Source organism: Synechococcus sp. M16.1 (genome assembly GCF_014279895.1).
Lineage (GTDB): Bacteria > Cyanobacteriota > Cyanobacteriia > PCC-6307 > Cyanobiaceae > Parasynechococcus.
In genome coordinates this window covers 632839-647690 of sequence record NZ_CP047954.1, presented here as the reverse complement: position 1 = coordinate 647690, position 14852 = coordinate 632839, and the positions used below count along the sequence as shown (strand labels likewise).

Genomic DNA, 14852 nt, shown 5'->3' with positions numbered 1-14852 from the left:
TCAGGTGAGGAACCAGCTCACCGCGGTGAGGAAAAGAACGATGGCCAGGAGCACCGTCAGCACGTACGACTGGCTCTGGCCGCTGACGCTGAGCTTGAGGCTGTCGGCACTGGCCAGGGAGAAGCGAGCCACTCCATTGAGAAGACCATCCACCACATTTCGGTCGAACCAGGAGGCCAGGCGAGAGAAGCCAGCCACCACGTTGACGATGGTGAGGCGATAGAAGCGCTCGGTGTAGAAGTCGTAGGCCAGCAGGTCCTGCCACCAGCGCAGCACAGGATTCAGCGAGCGGGACCAGGCCTTGCTCAGGGGGAGAACGGCACCAGCCAGCAGGCCCAGCAGTCCGCTTCCCACCACAAGAGCTGCTGCCCAGAGGGGGAAGGCCAACAAACCATCGAGGGACTCAAGCCGCACCAGCAACAGCGGGGTGATCAGCACGATCACGGTGAGCGCCACCATTGGGAACGCCATCTGCCAGTTCACCTCGGCAGCCCGGCGGGACTTGATCAGGGAATCCCCCATGAACACATGGCGGAACACCCGCACCAGACCCATGGCAGTGAGTGCGTTGGTGAGAAGGAACACCGCCATGAACGGAACCGAGCGCACGCTCAGCAGCTCAATCGATTGGGCCAGGGCCAGGAAGCCACCCAGGGGCAGGAAGCCCACGAGACCAGCACCACCCACCAGAAACGCCGTGGTGGTAGCCGGCATGCGGCTGCCCAATCCCCCCAGCTCGGTGATGTCCTGACAGTTGGTGGAGGCAATCACGCCGCCAATGCTCATCGACAGCAGCGCCTTGGACACGGCATGGGTGAACAGCAGCAACAAGGCCAGAACTGGGATCTGCAGCGCAATGGCAATGAAGACAAGGCCCATGTGGGCCGTTGTGGAATACGACAGCGTGCGTTTGATGTCCACCTGAGCCAGGGCCACCAAAGAGCCACCGATCGCACTGATGCTGCCGATCACGAGCATCACGCCGATGGCGATGGGAGAGAGCTGAAGGATGGGCATCACCTTCAGCAGCACGATGGCGCCGCAGGTCACCACCACCGAGTTCCGCAGAATCGAAGCGGGGTTCGGACCCTCCATGGCTTCGTCCAGCCAGAGGTGCATGGGGAACTGGGCGCATTTGCCCGTTGGGCCAGCAACCAGGCCCAAACCCAACAGCGTTGCCGCCAAGGGAGAGAGGGTGTCTTGAGCGGCCCAGGCGTAAAGGTCGTTGAACCCCATCACGCCGGAATAGCTGCAGAGCGCCACCACACCCATCAGCAGCAGCACATCACCAACGCGCTTGGTGAGGAAGGCATCCCGGGCTGCAGTGACCACCAGGGGTTGGGCGTACCAGAAACCCACCAACAAATAAGTGGAGAGCGTCAGCATCTCCAGCAGGAAATAGCTCTGGAACAGGGAGTCGCTGAGCACGACACCACTCATCGCACCCTCGAAAAAACCAAGCAGGGCAAAGAAGCGGGCCAACGCCCATTCCTTGTCCATATAGCCCAAGGAATACACCTGCGACAGCAAGCTGAGGCCCGTGATCAGTTCCAGGGCTACCAGGTTGGTGAGCGACAGGCTGAAGCTGATGTTCAGCTCCAGATCAGCCACGCTGAGCCAGGGGAAGGCCAGATCCACCGGCCCTGATTGGTACACCTCCTGCAGGATCAGGCTTCCGTGGGCGAAGGCCAGCAGGGTGAGAAGAATGTTGAGGTAGGCCGCCGGTCGATGGGCATCTCGGCGGAACCAGCCACAGGCCCAAGGGAGAGAAACCAGCATCCCGATGAACCCATAGAGCGGGATCAACCAGGCGGTCTGTATGGGAAGCGAAAGCTCCGGGGTCAAAACGGCGAGCGGGATGGTGATCGAGCTGGTCGCTGGTTGGCCGGCGAATCTAGGAGCCGGTCAGGAGCAAAAGGGCTCTTTGTGAACGGCTGTGAGGAGGCTTTTATGCAATCAGCTGCGTCGAGCTGCACCACTGCCGGCCAACACCGGCTCCACCTCTTTATGAGGACGGGCAATGATGTGAGCTGCGACAAGGCCGTCGCCCACGCGCTCGCAGGCATCGGCACCGGCACGCACAGCGGCATTCACTGCACCGGTTTCGCCACGCACCATCACCGTGACGTAGCCACCACCCACGTACTCACGGCAGATCAGGCTCACCTCAGCAGCCTTGGTCATCGCATCGGCTGCCTCAATGGCAGGAACCATGCCGCGGGTTTCGATCATGCCCAGCGCCACACCGGGAACGATGGGGGAAGGGGTGGCAGCGGGCTTGGTCACGGCTGAGCCGCCTCCGGATCCGGTGTTGGAAGCGCTGCTGCGACGCGTTGTGGTGGACGCGCGACGGGTGGTGGAAGCAGGAGCTGCCTTGGCGGGAGTCGAAGCGGGAGCAGGAGTGCTGGCCACAGGCTTCACGTCCACGGGCTTCACATCCACAGTCTTGTTCGCCGCGGCGGTGCTGCGGGTGGTGCGACGACGGGGGGTGGGGGAAGGAGTGGCCATGGATTGGTAGGTGTGGAAGCGGAACGGAAACGGCGGAGGGAAATGAAGGATCCCTATCCGTCCGGATTCCAGAAATCGATGATGCCACCGATGGTGAGATCGGTGAGAACGGTGTTGTCAGGGCAGGCATGCCGGGCAGCCGAACCGCTGGCGGTGAACACCCAGTTGCCCTCACGGGCACCCACGGGGTCAACAGCCACCAGCTTCTTGCCCTTGTTGTTCTTGAGAATGCGCAGGTGCATGTGATCCAGACCGGCAACCCGGTAGGAGCACACCAGCGTTCCCATCACCTGCATGATCTCCATCAGCTGGCCTTGCCTCCCGCGGGTTTGCTGGGGCTGGGGGACGGAGAGGGAGCGGAGGTCTTCGGGGGGTCGGGTTCCCAGTGGTCAATGATCCCCACGATCGTGAGGTCACTGGGATACGACTTGCTGCCGGCAGCTTCACGGGCGGCCGAGCTGCTGACGCAGATCACCCAGTCCCCAGGTTTTGCACCCACCGCATCGACGGCCACCTTCTTGGTGCTGCCATCCAGAACCACCTGGAGATGCTTGTGCTCGAAATCGGGAATCCGGTTGGTGGAAACGAGCGGCTTGACGACCTTGACGATGAGCATGATCAGTGAGCCTCCGGAAGTTGCGGGTCGAGCGTGGAACCGACGACCTCGGCCGGAGCCGTCTGGTTGCGGTCGCGAATGGTGAGACAAGTGTGGAGCAGACCCTCATCAACGAGAACTGCGTAGCGATCGGCGATGGCCTGGTTCACCCGTTGGCAATCAGCGATGGCCCGTTCCCGAGCACCCGGCACGCGGCCGGAATAGTCGAAACGCACCACAACCGGAATCGGCAGATCCCGAGACACATTCAGACCCTTGAAAATTTTCACGCCCACATCGAGATCAGGAGCGCCCTCCTCGACGGTGTCGAGGTGAGCGAAATAGGTGAGGTTGCGCAGATGCACCTCTTTGAAACCGATGCCAACGCCAATGAAACGCTCTGCGTGCCCGGCATCCGGGTACGTGCCCCCGTGCAGATCCTGCACGTAGTCGATCTGGGAGAAGTTATTGGCGAGCAAACGGGTCAGGAACGACACCATCCCGGCATCCATGGGGCCAGGGGCAGAGCTCTCAACGGCTTCAGCAATCTGTGCCATGGCTTGATCGGAACTCATCGATGCCGTGGCGGCATGCAGTTCCCTGGCGCAGAGCCAACGGTCGAGCACCATTTCGCTTTCACGGCTTGGGGGATGCACCCGGATCGCATCGGTGTCGGTGTCGAGGCCGATCAGTAGAAGGTCAACGGAGGCACCGCAACAGAAGCTGTTTTCCACCGACTCACGGAAATCGAGCAGGCGTTGATGACCCGCCGCTGCCGCCAGTTCGTCATTGCTGCCATGGGCAGCGCAGCCCTGATGGGAGGGATCGAGGGAACTGAAGTGGTACGTCACCACCTTCAGGTAACGGGTCGGTTCCGTGGAGGGATTGGGTGAACCTTCGCGGTAGCGACGGTGCTCGGTTTTGACCCAGCGGTTCACCGTGTTCTCCACGTCGAACATGGCGCCAGCGTGGGAACGGCGACGCACAGCGCTGAAGGGAATGCGCAGGGCGTAGGCCACGGTGTGGGCCAGCCGACCATCGGCACAGGGCGTCAGGTCGAGCAGATGGATCCCACAGTCGAGCAGGAACTGTTCGAACTCCCGGGAGGCAGCACTGCCCGTACCGGCATCCAGGGGATCGTCCTGGAAGAAGCGGTCACTGAACAACCGGTGGCTTTCGAACACGCACCAGGCGAACAGGGCGCGCATGTCGAGGGGGCGAACCCAGGCCCGCTGCAGGATGTGATCCGGCAGATCAAAGCCGAGTTCGGCCCGGCACAACCGCTGTGCCTGGGGAATGAAATCGGTTTCGTGCTGAAGCGCTGAAACCTGCTGCAGCAGGGGAACGATCCGATCAAAGCGGCCCTTGATCTCCTGCTCGTAGGCCTGGAGACGGGCATTGGCCGCTGCATCCGTCAACGGATGGCGCCGATGGGTGATCGGCAGAGAGCTGCGGCTCAGATTGAAAGGAACCGCCCGGGTGGCTGCCTTCTCCCGGCGGACCCAGTTCGGCTGGGAAGGAGCGGGGCGCTGAACGTCCTTGCTTGAGCGAATCCGACCACCACCAACCGAGCCGCCACCGAGTTGAGCGGCCTTGCCCGCTGTGGTGAGGGCACGGCGCCGATCCAGAGCGGCCTTGCGGGTGGAGGACTCCACATCAGACGAGGTCTGAACGGAATCAGAGGTTGCGGCCAGCTGTTGAAGCTGACGTCGGGTGGGTGCCGAGGGGGCCTGAGGTCGCCCGCCACGGAGAGGCTTGGAGCGAACCATCAATGAATCAGCCCCGTGCGCCGCCGGAGACGGTGATCAGGGAGCCCTTTTCGGTGTTGCCGCTGGAACCGGTCACGCGGCTCACAGGCCATTCGGTCTCCTCGTTGCGCTTGCGCTCGAAGGAAGACATGGCACTCATCGGGCCGGGACGGCTGGGGTTACGACGGCGGGCCGAAGCACCCTCAGTACCGGTCACGTGCTCACCACGATCCCAGTCATCGCCAGTGATCTTGGTGGAGGAACCCTCGCCGGTCACCCGGGATGCAGGCTTCTCGGAAGGCTCGCTGACCACAGCCACGGTGGGCTGGAACTGGCGCTGCTGCTGACGGTTCTGGAACTCGCGGTTGTCGAAGCGGAACTGCTCGGTACCGGTCACCTTGCCGCCAGCCATGTCAAAAGGGCCGGTGATGCGATTCCCCTGCTCGTAGGAGGTGCCCGTCACACCGGACGCGGCCTCACGTTGCTGCTGGGCAGCACGGGCGGGAGACACCACGCTGAAGCGGGTCCAGGCGGCACCCTCAGGAGCTTGGCCGTGGGTATCGGTGCCAGCGGGAGCATCAGCGCCGCAGGCAGCGGCCAGCTGATCAGCACCCACGTAAGGCGTGCCGGTGACTGCTTCACAAGCGCCACGCTTGTCGCCGGTCATCACACCACCCACACCGGGTTGGATGCCGGTCATGGCAGCGGAAGGGGTACCGACACGCACTGGTGTGCGCTCACGGATGGCCTGAACAGCAGGGGTTCCGCAGTGTTGGCCGGCCTGCTCAAGGCCTGCATAGGGGGTGCCGGTGACGGCCTGGCAGCTGCCGGGCTCGTCGCCAGTGACGTTCTCCGAACGACCCGTGCGGGTGCCGCTCACCACCTGGTTGCGGTTGGTGACGCTGAAACCAACTTTGGCTGCTTCGGGTTCGGGCTTAGAACCACAGAAGGCATTCACCTGCTCGGCACTGATGTATTGATCACCGGTAACGCGGTGGCAGGAGCCGAACTCATCACCGGTGACCTGAGCAGAACGGCCCACCATGGTGCCGGTCACGCCAGTGCCGGAGAGAGTTCCGGAAAGGCCCACCTTGGCGGCAGGACGACCTTCGGGCAGGGGATCTGAGCCGAGGTACTGATCGCCGGTGAGGCTGCGGTTGGCACCGGCTTCATCGCCAGTGACGCTGGCGGAGCGGCCCACCATCACACCACTCACAGGACGCCCCTGTTCGGTGAGGCTGTGGCCCACCTTGCGCGGGGAGGTCAAGCCACCACCGCAGTAGGCAGCGGACTGATTAGCGGAGATGTACTCGGTGCCGGTCACGCTCTTGCAGGTGCCGGGCTCATCGCCGGTGACCTTTTCGGAACGGCCAACTTCATTGCCGGTGACGCGATTGCCGTGGCTGGTGGCGGTGACGCGCACCTTGGCCGGAGTGGTGGCAGCGGGGGCGGTCTGGCAGAAGGTCTGGAAGACTTCGGCGCCCAGGTACTCGGTACCGGTGATCGAACGGCAGGTGCTGGCTTCGTTGCCGGTGGTTTTCACCGAGCGGTTGGCCTGGGTGCCGGTCACGGTCTGGCCGCTTGTGGTGGTGCTTTCACCCACCTTCCAGTGGGCATCAGCGGCAGCGGCTTGCTTGGCGCCGTGGCGGTTGGGACCGGTGGGGCGAGTCACACCAGCGCTTTGTTTGTTGCGAGCGCCGGCCTTGGTGCGCAGCTCACGCACCTGTTGGGCCAACTCACGGCTGGTGAGGTCAGGGTTGGCCTGACGGGCAACAGCTGCGGCGCTGGTGGGTTGCTTACCAGCGGTTTTGCCGTGCTTCGCCATGGCTTCACGACGGGCCAGCACCAGCGCGCGGCTGGGGTTCTCGATGGCACGACGCTTTGGAGTGGCCGAACGGCGCTCTGTGCGGGCAGACAACTTGGGAGCCGGTGCGCTGAGGGAAGCCTTTTCAGAGGCACGCTTGCCACCGCAGCCACAGCTCTTGGTGGTTTCAGCGGGTGCAGCTGCAGGAGCAGAGGCGTTGGTCTGGCGGGCAACATCAGCGCGGTTGCGATCGCGGCTGGTGTCGGCGGTCTTACCGCGGCGGGACAGGGCATCACGACGGGCGAGCACCAATTCGCGACTTGGATCGCGATGCGGCTTGACCTGAGAGCTGCGGTTTGCAGGAGCAGCTGTGAAGGATGTGGTCCGCTGCGGAGCTACAGCAGCGGGGGTGGCAGGTGCAGAGGCAGGCTCAGCAGCTGCGGCCGCGTTGGTGCGGGTGGGACGGGCATCAGCAACGGTGCGAACACGGTTGGCGCCATCACCAGCCGCTACCGAGGACTTCTTACCGGAAGTGGTCAGCGCCTTGCGGCGTTCAAGTGCGAGTTCGCGACTGGAGAGTCTTGCCATGTCCGCCCGAGGATGTCGTCGTGAAGTAGAAGGGCACTTGCCCCTCCGGAAAAAGCTGGAGCCCTGATCAGGTCAGGGCTCGGAACCAAGGGTTCGAAGGATCAGCGTCCTTCGAAGACCACGAAGCAGGCACCCTGGCTCTGGGTGTAGGCGTCGTAACCGACGATGCGCACGTGGTGGTCGGGGTATGCGCGGTGGCAAGCCTCGAGCTCACTGACAACGACGTTCAGATCCTTCTCACCGAAGAAGGGGAGCTTCCAATACGACCAGTAGGTGGCCATGGAGTTGCTGGGGTGGACGTGCTCGACGAGCGGGCTCCAACCCTGGGCAATGATGTAGGCGATCTGGTCGTAGATCTCGTCCTGGGTCATCGGCGGGAGGAAGCCGAAGGTCTCCAGGGTGGCGACTGTTTGATAGTCACCCACTGTGCTCTGGAAAGGCATGGGGATCCTGGGTGTAAGAAAAAGGGGTGGCCGGTTGCATCAACCGGCCGTTGAGACGATCAGTTCTGGACGTCGAGCTTGTCGACGGTGTCGAACTCGAACTTGATCTCCTTCCAGGTCTCGAGGGCGATGGCCAGCTCAGGGCTGTGCTTCGCGGCTTCCGTGAGGATGTCGCGGCTCTCTTTCTCGAGATGACGGCCGGCGTTGCGTGCCTTGACGCAGGCCTCGAGGGCCACACGGTTGGCAGCAGCACCTGCAGCGGAGCCCCAGGGGTGACCGTGGGTACCACCACCGAACTGAAGAACGGAGTCGTCGCCGAAGATGGTGACCAGGGCGGGCATGTGCCACACGTGGATACCGCCGGAAGCAACGGCGAACACGCCAGGCATGGAACCCCAGTCCTGATCAAAGAAATTGCCGCGGCTGCGGTCTTCGGGCACGAAGGATTCGCGCAGCTGGTCGATGTAGCCGAGGGTGGTCTGACGATCACCTTCCAGCTTGCCGACCACGGTGCCGGTGTGGAGCTGGTCACCACCGGACAGACGCAGACACTTGGCGAGAACGCGGAAGTGGATGCCGTGCTTGGGGTGACGGTCGATCACCGCGTGCATGGCGCGGTGGATGTGCAGCAACATGCCGTTCTTGCGGCACCACTTCGACAGACCGGTGTTGGCCGTGAAGCCACCGGTGATGAAGTCGTGCATGATGATCGGCATGCCGAGTTCCTTGGCGAACTCAGCGCGCTCGTACATCTCCTCGGGAGTGTTGGCGGTCACGTTGAGGTAGTGACCCTTGCGCTCGCCGGTCTCCTGCTCGGACAGCTTGATGGCTTCCGCAACGAATTCGAAGCGGTTCTGCCAACGCTGGAAAGGCTGGGAGTTGATGTTCTCGTCGTCCTTGGTGAAGTCCAGACCGCCACGCAGGCACTCATAGACAACACGGCCGTAGTTCTTACCGCTCAGGCCGAGCTTCGGCTTGATGGTGCAACCCAGCAGAGGACGGCCGTACTTGTTCATCCGGTCGCGCTCGACCTGGATGCCGTTCGGCGGGCCGTAGCAGCTCTTGATGAACGCCATCGGGAAGCGGATGTCTTCCAGACGGAGGTGGCGCAGAGCCTTGAAACCGAACACGTTGCCGACCAGGGAGGTCAGAACGTTGGTGATGGAACCCTCTTCGAACAGGTCGAGGGGGTAGGCGATGAAGGCATAGAAAGACTCCTTGTCGCCAGGGACGTCTTCGATGCGGTAGCAACGGCCCTTGTAGAAGTCGAGATCTGTGAGGAGCTCGGACCACACAGTGGACCAGGTGCCGGTGGAGGATTCAGCGGCCACAGCAGCGGCAACTTCTTCCTTGGGCACACCTTCTTGGCCGGTGCACTTGAAGCAGGCCAGCAGGTCGGTGTCGAGGGGGACGTAATCAGGAGTCCAGTAGGTATCCCTGTACTCCTTGACCCCAGCGTCGTACTTCTTGCTCATGGGAAAACTCCGTTAGGTCGGTGAAGAGGTTGAGACGTTCGCGTGCCTCGTCAGAGGCTCAGCGGAAGATCTCAGTCCTTCTGACCAAGGAAGTTGCCGTTGCCCAGAGCAGGCTCCACTTCGCGGTGGGGGCGGGCAATGATGTGAGCGGCGACCAGGCCGTCACCGACGCGCTCGCAAGCGTCAGCGCCAGCGCGCACAGCAGCGTTGACAGCGCCAGTTTCGCCGCGAACCAGAACGGTGACGTAGCCGCCGCCGACGAACTCACGACCGATCAGGCGCACTTCGGCAGCCTTGGTCATGGCATCAGCTGCCTCGATGGCGGGGACCAGACCGCGGGTCTCGATCATGCCGAGGGCGATGCCCATGGTTTCGTTAGCCATTGCCTACCGGGAGAAGGGGTGGAATGTTCGCTGGGGACATTGCTTCGCCAGAACCCTTCCCGTCAAGCGATTTGGACGACTTTCTCGATCACTGTCCATAGTGAACCAAATAAGCCGGGCTTATCACCCTGTGCCTCACTGTTCCGGTCTGCTGTGGTGGTTCGTGTGATCACATCCCCACAAGTCGTTGTCGACGCTGGTGAAGCTGCATAGGTTCACGTTGCGTCACCTTCCCAAAGCCTTGCTGCGGGGTGGAATGTTCAACCCAAACGGGTGTCGCTGGGTCGAATCCAGAGATAGTTAGCTCCTAGCCCCTACCAGCCCGCACAATGGAGGCCCTCTTTTGTTGGTCCTCTTTGTCGCTTCAGCTCACCATCGCCACGGGCAACCCGATCAAGGTTGCCGAAATCGAGGCCATGCTGGGACCCCTTCCCCTGGACGTGCAGCGTCAACCTGCCGATCTGGACGTTGAAGAAACGGGGAGCACCTACCGCGAAAACGCTGAGCTGAAAGCCAGCGCTGCAGCCCTGCGTACCGGCTGCTGGGCCTTGGCTGACGATTCAGGGCTTGAGGTGGATGCCCTTCAAGGGGCACCAGGGCTCTATTCGGCCCGCTACGCCGAAGGAAACGAGGCCAAGGTGCAGCGGATCCTCCACGAACTGGTGGGATCGCCTTATCGGAGTGCCTGTTTCCGCAGCACGATGGTGTTGTGTGATCCCTCCGGCAACTGTCGTGCCGCCGCGGAGGGAATCTGCTGGGGCGAACTCCTGAGTGCCCCGGCCTACGCCGGCGGCGGATTCGAATCCTTGCTTTGGGTGCGGGAAGCCCGTTGCACCTACGGCGAACTGAATGCGGCTCAGCTCAGCCGCCTGGGCAGCCGCGGCAAGGCGGCACGAGCTCTGGCACCACAGTTGCGAGAGCTGCTGCACCTGAGCTGATCTGAATGCTCAGCGCAGCCTTGCGTTGCTGTTGACGTGGTCGATGGCGCGCATCGCCGCCGCGGCCGCTTCCTCCACATCACCTTCCCGTCCCGCCAGGGTGAGACGTCCGAAGGCACCCACCGCTTTCACGTCCACCAAGGTGATGTTGGAGGCTTTTTCCGCTTCGTTTGCAGCAATCAACACGTATCCGGCCGGCTCCGTCTCCAGGATGAACATGCTCATCCCGGCTTCGATCATTGAGCCGCGTCGGTTCTGCCGGTTGATCAGCACGGCATGGTCGGGGGTGATCGCCCGGATCACTTCCGTCCAGCTCACATCGGCTGGAGAACGCTGATCGATGGTGCTCCCGATCGCTTCCAGCACCACATCTCCGGAATGGAGCACCGTGCTCTGGTCGCGGTGATAGAGGGCCATTGAGCCGAACGCCCGCTCCACCACCATCTGGCCGAGACGGACGTTGCTGGCCTTCAGGGCGATGTCCGTCACCCGGTGCACCGCCATGCCCGGTGACACCTCCATCCAGAGGCAGGCATCTCCGGGGATGGGCAGAAATCCCTGGCTCACAGAACCCATGTAGGCCGCGAGTTGCGGCTGCAGCGAGTCAATGAAGACGTGGGTGCGCAGTTCGATCGACTGCACATGGCTGTTCTGCCGCAACAGCCTGGGCGACTCCGAATCCGTTGTCACAACACAGCTCGCCCCCCCCTGCTGGGGGGTCACCTCAGTGCCGGTGACGAGAGCACTACCGCCGCGTCGCCGCTCCCGAGCATCGAAGCTGGCAAAACGGGTCATGGCGGGGAGTGTACCGGACGAATTCAGCTCAAACGGGCCAATAAAGAGTTAGAGCCTGCGGTCTTGCGCCTTGAAAAACAGCCGATAACTTCCGGAGAACACCTCTAGAGATCTTGCAATGACTGAGCAGTCTTCTTTGAAGCCAGTGGATCTCAACGCTGATCAAGCCCTTGGGATGGTGAGCTTCGGCCTGATGCAACGGCTTGCGCAGGATGGCCAGGTGGATCTGCCCTGGCTCGAGGCATCAGGAAATGCAGACAGTGAGCGTCTGCGCCAGCTGCGTCAACGGCTGGAACTGACGTCGTTGGCCATCGAAACCGGTGCTCCCCTCACCACCGCGGAGGTGAGCATGCTGCTGGGGGCCCGCCCTGGAACGGAAAAGGTGGAACGCGGTGGCCTTATCGCCCGCCGGGTCAGCCGCAACGTCTGGCGCTTGAGCAAATCAGAGGAGAGCGATCGCTCCGATCGCTACGACGGATTCCGCCGCCGCCTTTGAACTCAAGCCAGGGCCTGCCTGGCCGGAGCGATCCCAAAGAGTTTGAGCGACATTTCCACTCCTCAGCGGATTTTTTCGCAGCTTGGAGAGGTTGATCATCAAGGGAGCGGCCGATGGCCGGGCCAACGCTGCTGAAGGAATCGGGGCCGCGAGAGGTGTTCTGCGGCCTCACCTCGATTGTGTGGCTGCATCGGCGCATGCCCGATGCCTTTTTTCTTGTGGTGGGATCACGCACCTGCGCCCATCTGATCCAGAGCGCCGCAGGGGTGATGATTTTTGCCGAACCCCGTTTCGGCACAGCCATTCTCAGCGAGCGGGATCTGGCTGGCCTCGCCGATGCCCACGACGAACTCGACCGGGTCTGCAGGGAACTGCTGCAACGCCGCCCCGAAATCCGCACGCTGTTTCTGGTGGGGTCCTGCCCCAGCGAAGTGATCAAGCTGGATTTGGCCCGGGCCGCCGAACGGCTCAACGAAGAACTGACAGGCCGGGTGCGGGTGGTGAACTACTCCGGCAGCGGCATTGAAACCACGTTCACCCAGGGAGAAGACGGGGCACTGGCAGCCCTCGTTCCCCTGCTCCCCGCCAGCGATGAGCGTCAGTTGCTGCTGGTGGGAACCCTCGCTGATGCCGTGGAAGACCGGCAGATGCACCTGTTCCAGCGTATGGGCATCGAGACAATTCGCAGCCTGCCGCCCCGGCAATCGAGTGACCTGCCCGCCGTGGGAGCTGGAACCACGGTGCTGCTGACCCAACCCTTTCTCACGGAAACTGCGCGCCTGCTCAGCGACCGCGGCGCCACAGTGCTCACGGCCCCCTTCCCGTTGGGGGCCGAGGGGAGTCGCCGCTGGATGGAGGCTGCTGCTGCTGCCTTTCATCTGCCTGATGAACGGGTTGCTGCTGTGCTCGACCCGTTGATGGAGCGCGCCCAGAGCGCCTTGGCCCGCCATCGCGCCGTGCTGGAGGGCAAGCGGATCTTCCTGCTGCCCGAATCCCAGCTGGAACTGCCCCTAGCCCGGTTTCTGCAACGGGAATGCGGCATGGAACTGGTGGAGGTGGGCACGCCTTATCTGAACCGCGAACAGATGGCTGCCGAGCTGGCCTTGCTCCCCGATGACGTCCCGGTGATGGAGGGGCAACACGTGGAGCAGCAACTGGACCGGGTTCGCGCCAGCCAGCCCGACCTGGTGGTGTGCGGGATGGGCCTGGCCAATCCGCTGGAGGCCGAAGGCATCGCCACCAAATGGTCGATCGAACTGGTGTTCAGCCCGATCCACGGCATCGACCAGGCCGGCGACCTAGCGGAACTGTTTTCGCGGCCGTTGCGTCGCCGGCAACTGATTCGACCTGGCCTCCACCCCAGCAGCCCCGACCCAACCGTGCACGCCTGATCCCATGCAACTCACGCTCTGGACCTACGAAGGGCCACCCCATGTGGGGGCCATGCGCATTGCCGCCTCCATGCGCGGCGTTCATTACGTGCTCCATGCCCCCCAGGGGGACACCTATGCCGATCTGCTGTTCACGATGATTGAGCGGCGCGGACAGCGTCCGCCCGTCACCTACACCACCTTTCAGGCCCGGGATCTCGGCGGGGACACCGCCGAACTGGTGAAACGGCATGTGCGTGAAGCGGTGGATCGCTTCCAACCCGATGCCCTGCTGGTGGGGGAAAGCTGCACCGCGGAGTTGATTCAGGATCAGCCCGGTGCCCTGGCCCAAGGCATGGAGCTCACCATGCCGGTGGTGAGTCTGGAGCTGCCGGCCTACAGCAAAAAAGAGAACTGGGGAGCCGCGGAAACCTTCTACCAACTGGTGCGCAACCTGCTGAAGGAGCAGGCGCCAGCCAACAACCAGCACGACCCCAGGGCATGGCAACACCAGGGCCGCCGGCCCCGGGTGAACCTGTTGGGCCCATCCCTGCTGGGCTTCCGCTGCCGCGACGACGTACTGGAGGTGCAGAAACTGCTCACCCTGCACGGCATCGATGTGGGCGTGGTGGCGCCCCTCGGGGCAGGCGTGGAGGATCTGCAGCGGATCCCCGATGCCGATCTCAACGTCTGCCTTTATCCAGAGGTGGCGGAATCCAGCTGCAGCTGGCTGGAGCGCAATTTCGGCATGCCCTTCAGCCGAACGGTGCCGATTGGCGTGGGCGCCACCCACGATTTCCTCGTCGAAGTGCACGAAATGCTGGGGATGGAGCCCCCCGCCCCCGACGAGGGCTACCGGCGCTCACGCCTGCCCTGGTATTCGGAATCCGTGGACTCCACGTACCTCACGGGCAAGCGGGTGTTCATCTTTGGCGACGGTAGTCACGCCCTCGCCGCAGCCCGGATCTGCAGCGAGGAACTGGGTTTCACGGTGGTGGGGCTGGGCAGCTACAGCCGGGAGATGGCCCGGCCCGTGCGGGCCGCCGCCAAAGCCCTGGGCCTGGAGGCCCTAATCAGTGACGACTACCTGGCGGTGGAAGCGGCCATGGCCGAAGCGGCACCGGAACTGGTGCTGGGAACCCAGATGGAGCGCCACAGCGCCAAGCGGCTGGGGATTCCCTGCGCGGTGATCAGCACACCCATGCATGTGCAGGACGTTCCTGCCCGAATGAGCCCCCAGATGGGCTGGGAAGGAGCAAACGTGATCTTCGACGACTGGGTGCACCCGCTGATGATGGGCCTGGAGGAACACCTGATCGGCATGTTCCGCCACGACTTCGAATTCGTAGATGGCCACCAGAGCCACCTGGGCCATGCCGGTGGTGCCGGCGCCGCCGACAGTTCCAGCTTGAGTGACATCCCAGGGGAGGGCGATGGCGCTCTGCAGTGGACGGCCGATGGGGAAGCCGAGCTGAAGAAGATCCCCTTCTTCGTACGGGGAAAGGTGCGACGCAACACAGAGGCTTACGCGCGCGATGTGGGCTGCAGAGTGATCAGCAGCGAAACGCTGTATGACGCAAAAGCCCACTTCAAGGCATGAGCATTTGCACTCATTTCTTTTTATTTAATTGAAAGAAATTCTGCTCTTGCAACTCAAGCAAGAACCAGATCTTTCATTTCTTGGTGAAAACCAACCACTGCACATCTGC

General features: G+C 62.9%; 14 protein-coding genes. 4 read left to right on the top strand and 10 right to left on the bottom strand.

Annotated elements, in window-relative coordinates; all coding sequences use genetic code 11:
- From SynM161_RS03585 to SynM161_RS03545, 9 genes are all read right to left on the bottom strand, one after another.
- The gene (locus SynM161_RS03585; RefSeq protein WP_114988510.1) at positions 1 to 1845 is read right to left on the bottom strand and encodes an NAD(P)H-quinone oxidoreductase subunit F; all 1845 of its coding nucleotides are present in this window, start codon (positions 1843 to 1845) and stop codon (positions 1 to 3) included.
- Between the two features lie 111 nt (positions 1846 to 1956).
- Positions 1957 to 2508 (bottom strand): BMC domain-containing protein, encoded by a 552-nt coding sequence (locus SynM161_RS12190; protein ID WP_304623156.1) that lies wholly within the window; start codon positions 2506 to 2508, stop codon positions 1957 to 1959.
- A gap of 53 nt (positions 2509 to 2561) precedes the next feature.
- The gene (locus SynM161_RS03575) at positions 2562 to 2813 is read right to left on the bottom strand and encodes a carboxysome peptide B (protein ID WP_011363752.1); all 252 of its coding nucleotides are present in this window, start codon (positions 2811 to 2813) and stop codon (positions 2562 to 2564) included.
- Positions 2813 to 3124 (bottom strand): carboxysome peptide A, encoded by a 312-nt coding sequence (locus tag SynM161_RS03570; RefSeq protein ID WP_006850911.1) that lies wholly within the window; start codon positions 3122 to 3124, stop codon positions 2813 to 2815. The genes SynM161_RS03575 and SynM161_RS03570 overlap by 1 nt, the downstream gene beginning before the upstream one ends.
- Positions 3125 to 3126: 2 nt before the next feature.
- The gene (locus SynM161_RS03565) at positions 3127 to 4872 is read right to left on the bottom strand and encodes a carboxysome shell carbonic anhydrase (protein WP_186541999.1); all 1746 of its coding nucleotides are present in this window, start codon (positions 4870 to 4872) and stop codon (positions 3127 to 3129) included.
- 7 nt (positions 4873 to 4879) lie between these two features.
- Positions 4880 to 7243 (bottom strand): CsoS2 family carboxysome shell protein, encoded by a 2364-nt coding sequence (locus tag SynM161_RS03560; RefSeq protein ID WP_186541998.1) that lies wholly within the window; start codon positions 7241 to 7243, stop codon positions 4880 to 4882.
- A gap of 101 nt (positions 7244 to 7344) precedes the next feature.
- Positions 7345 to 7686 (bottom strand): ribulose bisphosphate carboxylase small subunit, encoded by a 342-nt coding sequence (locus tag SynM161_RS03555; RefSeq protein ID WP_006043651.1) that lies wholly within the window; start codon positions 7684 to 7686, stop codon positions 7345 to 7347.
- 59 nt (positions 7687 to 7745) lie between these two features.
- The gene (locus SynM161_RS03550) at positions 7746 to 9161 is read right to left on the bottom strand and encodes a form I ribulose bisphosphate carboxylase large subunit (protein ID WP_011363747.1); all 1416 of its coding nucleotides are present in this window, start codon (positions 9159 to 9161) and stop codon (positions 7746 to 7748) included.
- Positions 9162 to 9232: 71 nt separating this feature from the next.
- A complete protein-coding gene (locus SynM161_RS03545; RefSeq protein WP_006169870.1) occupies positions 9233 to 9544 on the bottom strand; it encodes a BMC domain-containing protein in 312 nt (103 codons plus the stop codon).
- 329 nt (positions 9545 to 9873) lie between these two features.
- Between SynM161_RS03545 and SynM161_RS03540 the strand changes: the two genes are divergently transcribed.
- Positions 9874 to 10482: a non-canonical purine NTP pyrophosphatase gene (locus SynM161_RS03540; protein WP_186541997.1), complete on the top strand. Its 609-nt coding sequence runs from the start codon at positions 9874 to 9876 to the stop codon at positions 10480 to 10482.
- Positions 10483 to 10491: 9 nt separating this feature from the next.
- On the opposite strand, the gene SynM161_RS03535 is transcribed toward SynM161_RS03540, so the two are convergent.
- Positions 10492 to 11277, bottom strand: coding sequence for a BMC domain-containing protein (locus SynM161_RS03535; protein ID WP_011363745.1), 786 nt, complete (start codon positions 11275 to 11277; stop codon positions 10492 to 10494).
- A gap of 118 nt (positions 11278 to 11395) precedes the next feature.
- Between SynM161_RS03535 and SynM161_RS03530 the strand changes: the two genes are divergently transcribed.
- From SynM161_RS03530 to SynM161_RS03520, 3 genes are all read left to right on the top strand, one after another.
- Complete coding sequence (locus SynM161_RS03530; RefSeq protein ID WP_186541996.1) at positions 11396 to 11773, top strand: hypothetical protein; 378 nt, start codon at positions 11396 to 11398, stop codon at positions 11771 to 11773.
- Between the two features lie 113 nt (positions 11774 to 11886).
- The gene (locus SynM161_RS03525) at positions 11887 to 13164 is read left to right on the top strand and encodes a ferredoxin:protochlorophyllide reductase (ATP-dependent) subunit N (protein WP_186541995.1); all 1278 of its coding nucleotides are present in this window, start codon (positions 11887 to 11889) and stop codon (positions 13162 to 13164) included.
- Positions 13165 to 13168: 4 nt separating this feature from the next.
- Positions 13169 to 14743, top strand: a complete 1575-nt coding sequence (locus SynM161_RS03520) for a ferredoxin:protochlorophyllide reductase (ATP-dependent) subunit B (RefSeq protein WP_186541994.1) — start codon at positions 13169 to 13171, stop codon at positions 14741 to 14743.
- The last annotated feature ends 109 nt before the right edge of the window (positions 14744 to 14852 follow it).